We start from the raw sequence: 6,653 nt of genomic DNA, 5'->3' as shown, positions 1-6,653 counted from the left end.
TTCAATAAACTTTTAATTTAATCAGTATTACAAAGGGATTCAGAGGTTTTTACCAACCATTTTTTGCCATTAAGCCTTTTTCTAAATAAGCTTCTAAATCTTCTACTTCTAAAAACAACATAGAGTTATCTACCCAATCTTTTACATAGGCTTTTTGTAAATAAAACCCGAGTTTTTCATCAACTCTAAAGTAAGACATATTTTTTGATAAAGTAAGTTCTGTAAAGTCTAAATCTTTATAAAAATTTCGAGATTCTTCAAAATTTTTAGCTCCTATAAATGCTCTTATCGACTTAAACTGTTGCTTTTTTTCCATAATTACTAATTATAGATAAAACTATGTATAATGTGATGATTAATGGAATAGAAATATAATGCAATAAAATAATCATAAGCAAAGAAGCTACTAAAAATAAATATTTTACAATATTATTCTTAATAGAATAGTCTTTAAATTTTAAAGAAAACAAAGGGATTTCTGCGTTCATTAAATAGGTTAAAAGCAATGTAATTGCAATTAAAACATAATTGTTAGAAAGTAAATTTTGGACAAATTCAATATCAGAATAATGCTGAATTAAAGGTAAAGAAATTACAAACAAACACATGGCTGGTGTTGGCAAACCTATAAACGAATCTGTTTGTCTTGAATCTATATTAAATTTTGCTAGCCTGTAACATGCACCTAAAGTTAGTAACAAACCTATTAAAGGAAATATTTCTAAATGAAAACCCACAAATGATGTTCCAATTTCACTTTTTTCTCCAAAATAATTTATTCCATTTTCTTCAGATAACAATTTAAACATCGCAATCCCAGGCACAACACCACTTGTAACCATATCTGCTAAAGAATCTAACTGTTTTCCTAATTCTCCAGTAACATTTAGTAATCTTGCAGCAAATCCATCAAAAAAATCGAATAAAATTCCTAAAACCACAAATAAAGCTGCATTTATAAAATCACCATGAACTGCAAAAATAGTTGCTAAGGTTCCACAAAAAAGATTACCAAGTGTTAATAAATTAGGAATGTGTTTTTTAATATTCATTATTTATTTTGATTTAAAAGCTAAAATAAGAAAATGAAATTTGTTGGTTTTCATAATCCTTAAAATTTTGTCATATTTGTAAACAATAAATTAATGTTGTTATGATTTTCTCTAGTTATTTTATTAAAAAATTTGCTTGGGTTTCTATTTGTGTATCTATTATTCATGCAATAGGAGAAAGTTATTTTATATATTTATATGGTCAATCAATTATTCAAACATCTATAGATATCATTGCTATTTTGTTATTAATTTTTGGAGGTTTTATCGCTTTAAAAGACAAAAATAAATTAGGAGTTTTGTGCGGAGCTTGGGGTTTTGAATTCTGTTTAAATTTTAGAACTTGGGCTTTGAGATTTGAAGCAAAACAAAATGGTATTATAAATGATAATACAGATATTGTTGGAAATATTCTTTTAGTTTTATTATTATTTTCATTTATATCTTTTATAATATCTTTTGTTTTAAACTTACCAAAAACTAAAATCGTATAACATGAAATTAAACGCTTATTTAGGTATTTTACTAGCTGTAGGATTAATGATTGGAGAAAGTATTAGGAGTTGGGGCAAAAATAGAAATTGGCTATTTATAATTGATGATTTTATTTTTGGCGGCATTTTATTACTTGGAGCTTTTTTAGTTTTAAAAAAACATCGATTAAAATTTGCTATTTTAATTTCAGGATGGGCAAGTTGTTTTGGTATGACTTACGGAAGTTTTTTTAGTAAGCTAACTAACTCTTACGAGTTTAAAAGTAATATAAATAATGATTTTTTAACTTTCTTAATTGGTCTTGCATTTATTGGATCTTCTGTAGGACTAATTTGGAGTATTGTTTTGTTTTCTAAAAATCTAAAAAATTAAAAAATGCCTGTTTTTACATCAGATTTCTCCCCTACTTTACCTTTTAAAAATGGTCATTTTAATACTATGTATAGACCTCTTTTTATGAAAGATGTCTGTAGCTATTTAAGAAAAAGAATTACAACTTGGGATAAAGATTTTATAGATTTAGATTTCTCTTTGGTGGGCTCAAAAACGTTAGCTTTATTAATACACGGATTAGAAGGTAGCTCAGAATCTAGATATATGGCATCTACAACCAAACATTTAAATAAAATTGGTTTAGATGCGGTTTGCTTTAATTTAAGAGGTTGTTCTGGAGAAGATAATAATTTACTGACAACTTATCATAGTGGAAAAACTGAGGATTTAGATTTTGTTTTAAACCATCTTTTAGAAAATTATGATTATGAAAACTTTGTTATTGTTGGTTTTAGTTTAGGTGGCAATTTAACCTTAAAATATTTAGGTGAAAAAGGGGCACATTTATCAACAAAAATAAAAGGTGGTATTGCTGTCTCTGTACCCATAGATATTGCTTCTGCAGAAGTAGAAATGGAAAAATTAAAAAACAAATTATATATGGAAGTGTTTTTTAAAACAATGAAAAACAAGTTGTTAGAAAAGGCACACAAATTTCCTGATTATAACCTAGACAAAGATAAATTATTTAAAGCCACAAAGTTTAAGCATTTAGAACACTTGTATACTGTACCCGTTTTTGGGTTTAAAAGTCCAGAAGATTATTGGGAAAAAGCAAGTGCAAAACCCTATTTATCTAAAATTAAAAGACCTACTTTATTAATAAATGCAAAAGATGATACTTTTTTATCTAAAGAATGCTTTCCTTTTGATGAAGCCCATAATTCTGATTTTTTCTTTTTCGAAAGCCCAAATTACGGTGGTCATGTAGGTTTTATGTCTTCCTTTAAAGCATCAGAAAATACTTGGCTAGAGTGCAGAATAGAAAGGTTTATCAAAGAAAATATTAAGATTCATACATTGTAGACAATATCTTTAAAAAACTACTGTTATTTTAGTATGTTTTTAGATATTTGTATAGATAATTAATAAGTCTTTTGAAAAAAAATATAACGCTTTTTTTACTGCTTTCCCCATTATTTTTAACTGCACAAGCATTTAGAAATTATTCGAATGAATTTTTAACAATTGGTGTAGATGCCAAAGGTTTAGGAATGAGTAAAAGTATTGTTGCTACTACTAATGATGCAAATTCTATTTACTGGAATCCAGCAGGTTTAGTAGGTATAGAAGATTATCAAGGGTCTTTAATGCACGCCTCTTATTTTGCAGGAATTGCCAATTATAATCATGCTAGTTTTGCAATGCCAATAGATAAACAAAGTGCTTTAGGTATTTCTGTTATTCGTTTTGGTGTAGATGATATTTTAAACACTACAGAATTAATAGATAGCCAAGGAAATATCGATTTTAATAGAATACAACTCTTTTCTTCTGTAGATTATGCATTTAACGTTGCTTATGCTAGAAATCTTCTTTTTAAGGATGTTAAATTTGGTGTAAATGCTAAAATTATAAGAAGAATTATTGGAGACTTTGCCTCTTCTTGGGGTTTTGGTTTTGATGTCGGAATTCAATTTGAAAGAAATAATTGGTATTTTGGAGTAATGGTTAGAGATATTACAACAACATTTAATAGTTGGGCTGTTGATGAAGATGAATTTAATAAAATAAAAAATGCTATTCCTGGGCAAAACCAAGATGCTCCAGAAACTACAGAACTTACAAAACCTAAATTGCAAATGGGTGTTGCTAAAAGCTGGAGATTAGGTCGTTTTCTTAATCTTTTAACAGAAGTAGATTTAAACATTCGTTTTGCACAAACTAATGATATTTTTTCTTCAGAGTTTGCTAGTATAGATCCTGCAGCTGGTTTTCAATTAGATTATGATGATTTGGTATATTTAAGAGCTGGTGTTGGTAATTTTCAATACATTACAGAGTTTGACAACACTAAATCGCTTTCTTTACAACCAAATTTTGGAGTAGGATTTAAATATAATGGTATTCAAATAGATTATGCTTTGACTAATATTGGTAGTGTTGGTAATGCTTTGTATTCTAATATCTTTTCTGTAACCATAGATTATAGTTTTTTTAGACGTTAATTCTTATGATAAAAAAATACATTTTTCTACTTTTTACCCTTATAACTTTATCAACATTAAACGCTCAGGTTAAACTTTCTGTATATTCAGAAATAAGTATTGTAACTGTTGGTCCAGGAGAAGAATTGTATGAAGCTTTTGGGCATTCTGCAATCCGAATTAAAGACCCCATGTTAAAATTAGATTTAGTTTACAACTATGGTATTTTCGATTTTAACCAACCTAATTTCTATACAAATTTTGCAAAAGGGAATATGATTTATAGCTTGGCAAGCTATGATTTTAAATATTTTTTAGCGAGTTATAAAAAACAAAAACGTTGGATAAAGCAACAAGTACTTAATTTAACTTTAGCAGAAAGACAACAATATTTTATTTATTTAGAAAATAATACACTACCTCAAAATAGAGATTACAATTATGATCCATATTTTGATAATTGTGCAACAAAACTAAGAGATATTACAAAATCTATTCTTGGAGATAGTGTTATTTTTACTATTGATGATGCGAATTCAAATTTAACTTTTAGACAATTAACTAATAATGAAATTCACTGGAACACTTGGGGTAGTCTAGGGTTAAACTTAATAGCAGGAATAAAGTTAGATAAAAAAGCCGCTACAGAAGAATATCTTTTTTTACCAGATTATGTGTATAAAAGTTTTAAAGAAGCAACATTTTCTAACTCAAAAAAATTAGTTAAAAGAGAAGATATTATTTTAGATTTTAAAGAAAAGGAACAAAAAACATCTTTATTAAACCCGCTTTTAATACTTAGCATATTATCTATTTTAGGTGTTTTTATTACTTATAAAGATGCAAAAAAGAACAAATTAACTAAATCTTTAGATTTTACGATATTATTTATAACAGGCTTAATTGGTTGTATTTTAGGGTTTCTTTGGTTCTTTTCAAGCCATTCTACTGCTCCAAATAATTATAATTTACTTTGGGCGTTTTTCCCTAATATTATTATTGCATTTATATTTTCTAAGAATTATCAAAAGAAATGGTTATTGTATTATGTAAGATTATTATTGATGTTTGTTTTAATTATTCCTATAATTTGGATTTTTAAAATTCAAAGTTTTCCTCCAGCAATCATACCAGTTTTAGTATTGCTTTTGGTTAGATATTTATATATAAATAAAATATTATTGACCTCTAAAATATAGGATTGTTGTAATTGTTTTTATAAAAATTTTAAAATCTAAAAAGCCACTTCTTTCTTTAATATAATACAAATCGTAACGCAATTTTGTTTCTTGCTCTTCTATGGTGTTTGCATAAGGGTAATTAACTTGAGCCCAACCTGTTAAACCTGGTCTTATAATATGACGAATGGCATAAAAAGGTATTTTTTCTTCCAAATCTTTTACAAACTCTGGTCTTTCTGGTCTTGGCCCAATTAAACTCATTTCACCCTTTAAAATATTTATAAATTGTGGTAATTCATCTATTCTGGTTTTTCTTAAAAATTTACCAAATGAGGTTATTCTAGAATCGTTTTTAGATGCCCAAATAGCCTTACCAGATTCTGCATTTTTTACCATAGATCTTAATTTAAAAATCTTAAAAACATCTCCGTTTTTACCAACTCTTTTTTGAGTATAAAAAAAAGGACCTCTATTTGCAAATACATTACAGATTAACAAAATTGGAGAAAGTAATAATAAAAAAAGAATACCAAATATAGATACTACAATATCTGTAATTCTTAAACCAAAAAGATAAAAGTTATTTGTATTATTTTTACTAAAATTAATGTGCTTATAAAAGTTGTGGTTTAGATATTCTTTTGGCACTCTAGCAGTTATTTCTTCATAAAAACTTTCATAACTTAAAATATTTACACCTCTTTCAAATAAATAAATCAACTCTTTATTCATAGAATTAATTTGCTTTTTTGATAAGTTTTTTTCTGAAACAACAATGTCTACTGTCATAGATTTGGGAATAATAGAAGCAATTTTTGCTCCATCTAAACTTACAAAACCATTTACCCCGTCAATTTTTTTATCAGAAATATAAGCTTCTACTCTATGAAAAGAATCATTATCTATTCTTTTGATAATTTTTTCTATCTCACTAGATTCTCCTATAAATATTAAAGATTTAAAATATTTTGGAGAAAAAATTAAAGAAATGTACGCAAACCTCCATAAAATTACAGGAAAGGATAATAACAAGAAAAAATATACAATTTTAAGTCTGTTTGGAGGTAATTCTGGTGATAAAAATGGCGTAAAAATATAAAATATTGTAGTTATAAACGCAGTGAGAACAACAGCACTTACTACTTTATAACGATTGTTAGAAACATCTAAATTATAGAGTTGAAAAATTTGACCTATTATTAAATAATAAAAAATTAATAATAATAACCAACTAAAAATAGAATTGCTTGTAAAACTTATGTAATTAAAATTAAAATAATAGTAGGCAAGCCAAATGCTAAAGACTAAAACAAAAATATCTATTAATCTTAAAAGAAGTTTTCGTTCAGATAAATTAAAGCTTGAATTTTTAGTAGACAACAGTTAATGATTTTTAATTAAATATTTAGGGCTCACAAATAAAAAAGCAATTGTTGAATCGTCAT

At 26.5% G+C, this 6,653-nt stretch carries 8 protein-coding genes; 5 read left to right on the top strand and 3 right to left on the bottom strand.

Annotation, left to right across the window (positions count from 1 at the left end; genetic code table 11):
* Nucleotides 1–49 precede the first annotated feature (49 nt).
* On the bottom strand, nt 50–316 hold the full coding sequence (locus ACY2RW_RS12780) for a VOC family protein (protein WP_490123114.1): 267 nt from the start codon (nt 314–316) through the stop codon (nt 50–52).
* Nucleotides 294–1,052, bottom strand: coding sequence for a CDP-alcohol phosphatidyltransferase family protein (locus tag ACY2RW_RS12775; protein WP_490123113.1), 759 nt, complete (start codon nt 1,050–1,052; stop codon nt 294–296). The genes ACY2RW_RS12780 and ACY2RW_RS12775 overlap by 23 nt, the downstream gene beginning before the upstream one ends.
* A 101-nt stretch (nt 1,053–1,153) precedes the next feature.
* Between ACY2RW_RS12775 and ACY2RW_RS12770 the strand changes: the two genes are divergently transcribed.
* From ACY2RW_RS12770 to ACY2RW_RS12750, 5 genes are all read left to right on the top strand, one after another.
* Nucleotides 1,154–1,546: a hypothetical protein gene (locus ACY2RW_RS12770; protein WP_490123112.1), complete on the top strand. Its 393-nt coding sequence runs from the start codon at nt 1,154–1,156 to the stop codon at nt 1,544–1,546.
* A 1-nt stretch (nt 1,547) separates the two neighbouring features.
* A complete protein-coding gene (locus tag ACY2RW_RS12765) occupies nt 1,548–1,919 on the top strand; it encodes a hypothetical protein (RefSeq protein WP_490123111.1) in 372 nt (123 codons plus the stop codon).
* A 3-nt stretch (nt 1,920–1,922) separates the two neighbouring features.
* Complete coding sequence (locus tag ACY2RW_RS12760; protein WP_490123110.1) at nt 1,923–2,906, top strand: YheT family hydrolase; 984 nt, start codon at nt 1,923–1,925, stop codon at nt 2,904–2,906.
* Between the two features lie 71 nt (nt 2,907–2,977).
* A complete protein-coding gene (locus ACY2RW_RS12755) occupies nt 2,978–4,048 on the top strand; it encodes a putative type IX sorting system protein PorV2 (protein WP_490123109.1) in 1,071 nt (356 codons plus the stop codon).
* A gap of 5 nt (nt 4,049–4,053) precedes the next feature.
* Nucleotides 4,054–5,226 (top strand): lipoprotein N-acyltransferase Lnb domain-containing protein, encoded by a 1,173-nt coding sequence (locus ACY2RW_RS12750; protein WP_490123108.1) that lies wholly within the window; start codon nt 4,054–4,056, stop codon nt 5,224–5,226.
* Here ACY2RW_RS12750 and ACY2RW_RS12745 read toward each other — a convergent pair.
* Nucleotides 5,206–6,588 (bottom strand): exopolysaccharide biosynthesis polyprenyl glycosylphosphotransferase, encoded by a 1,383-nt coding sequence (locus ACY2RW_RS12745; protein ID WP_490123107.1) that lies wholly within the window; start codon nt 6,586–6,588, stop codon nt 5,206–5,208. The genes ACY2RW_RS12750 and ACY2RW_RS12745 overlap by 21 nt on opposite strands.
* Between the last annotated feature and the right edge of the window lie 65 nt (nt 6,589–6,653).

It is taken from the genome of Polaribacter sp. 2305UL8-11, from assembly GCF_058147165.1.
This window is presented reverse-complemented; position numbering and strand designations above follow the sequence as displayed.

Excerpts from the sequence above, each read along its gene's own strand:
- ACY2RW_RS12780 (WP_490123114.1), bottom strand. The coding sequence starts at position 316 with ATGGAAAAAAAGCAACAGTTTAAGTCGATAAGAGCATTTATAGGAGCT.
- ACY2RW_RS12775 (WP_490123113.1), bottom strand. The coding sequence starts at position 1,052 with ATGAATATTAAAAAACACATTCCTAATTTATTAACACTTGGTAATCTT.
- ACY2RW_RS12770 (WP_490123112.1), top strand. The coding sequence starts at position 1,154 with ATGATTTTCTCTAGTTATTTTATTAAAAAATTTGCTTGGGTTTCTATT.
- ACY2RW_RS12765 (WP_490123111.1), top strand. The coding sequence starts at position 1,548 with ATGAAATTAAACGCTTATTTAGGTATTTTACTAGCTGTAGGATTAATG.
- ACY2RW_RS12760 (WP_490123110.1), top strand. The coding sequence starts at position 1,923 with ATGCCTGTTTTTACATCAGATTTCTCCCCTACTTTACCTTTTAAAAAT.
- ACY2RW_RS12750 (WP_490123108.1), top strand. The coding sequence starts at position 4,054 with ATGATAAAAAAATACATTTTTCTACTTTTTACCCTTATAACTTTATCA.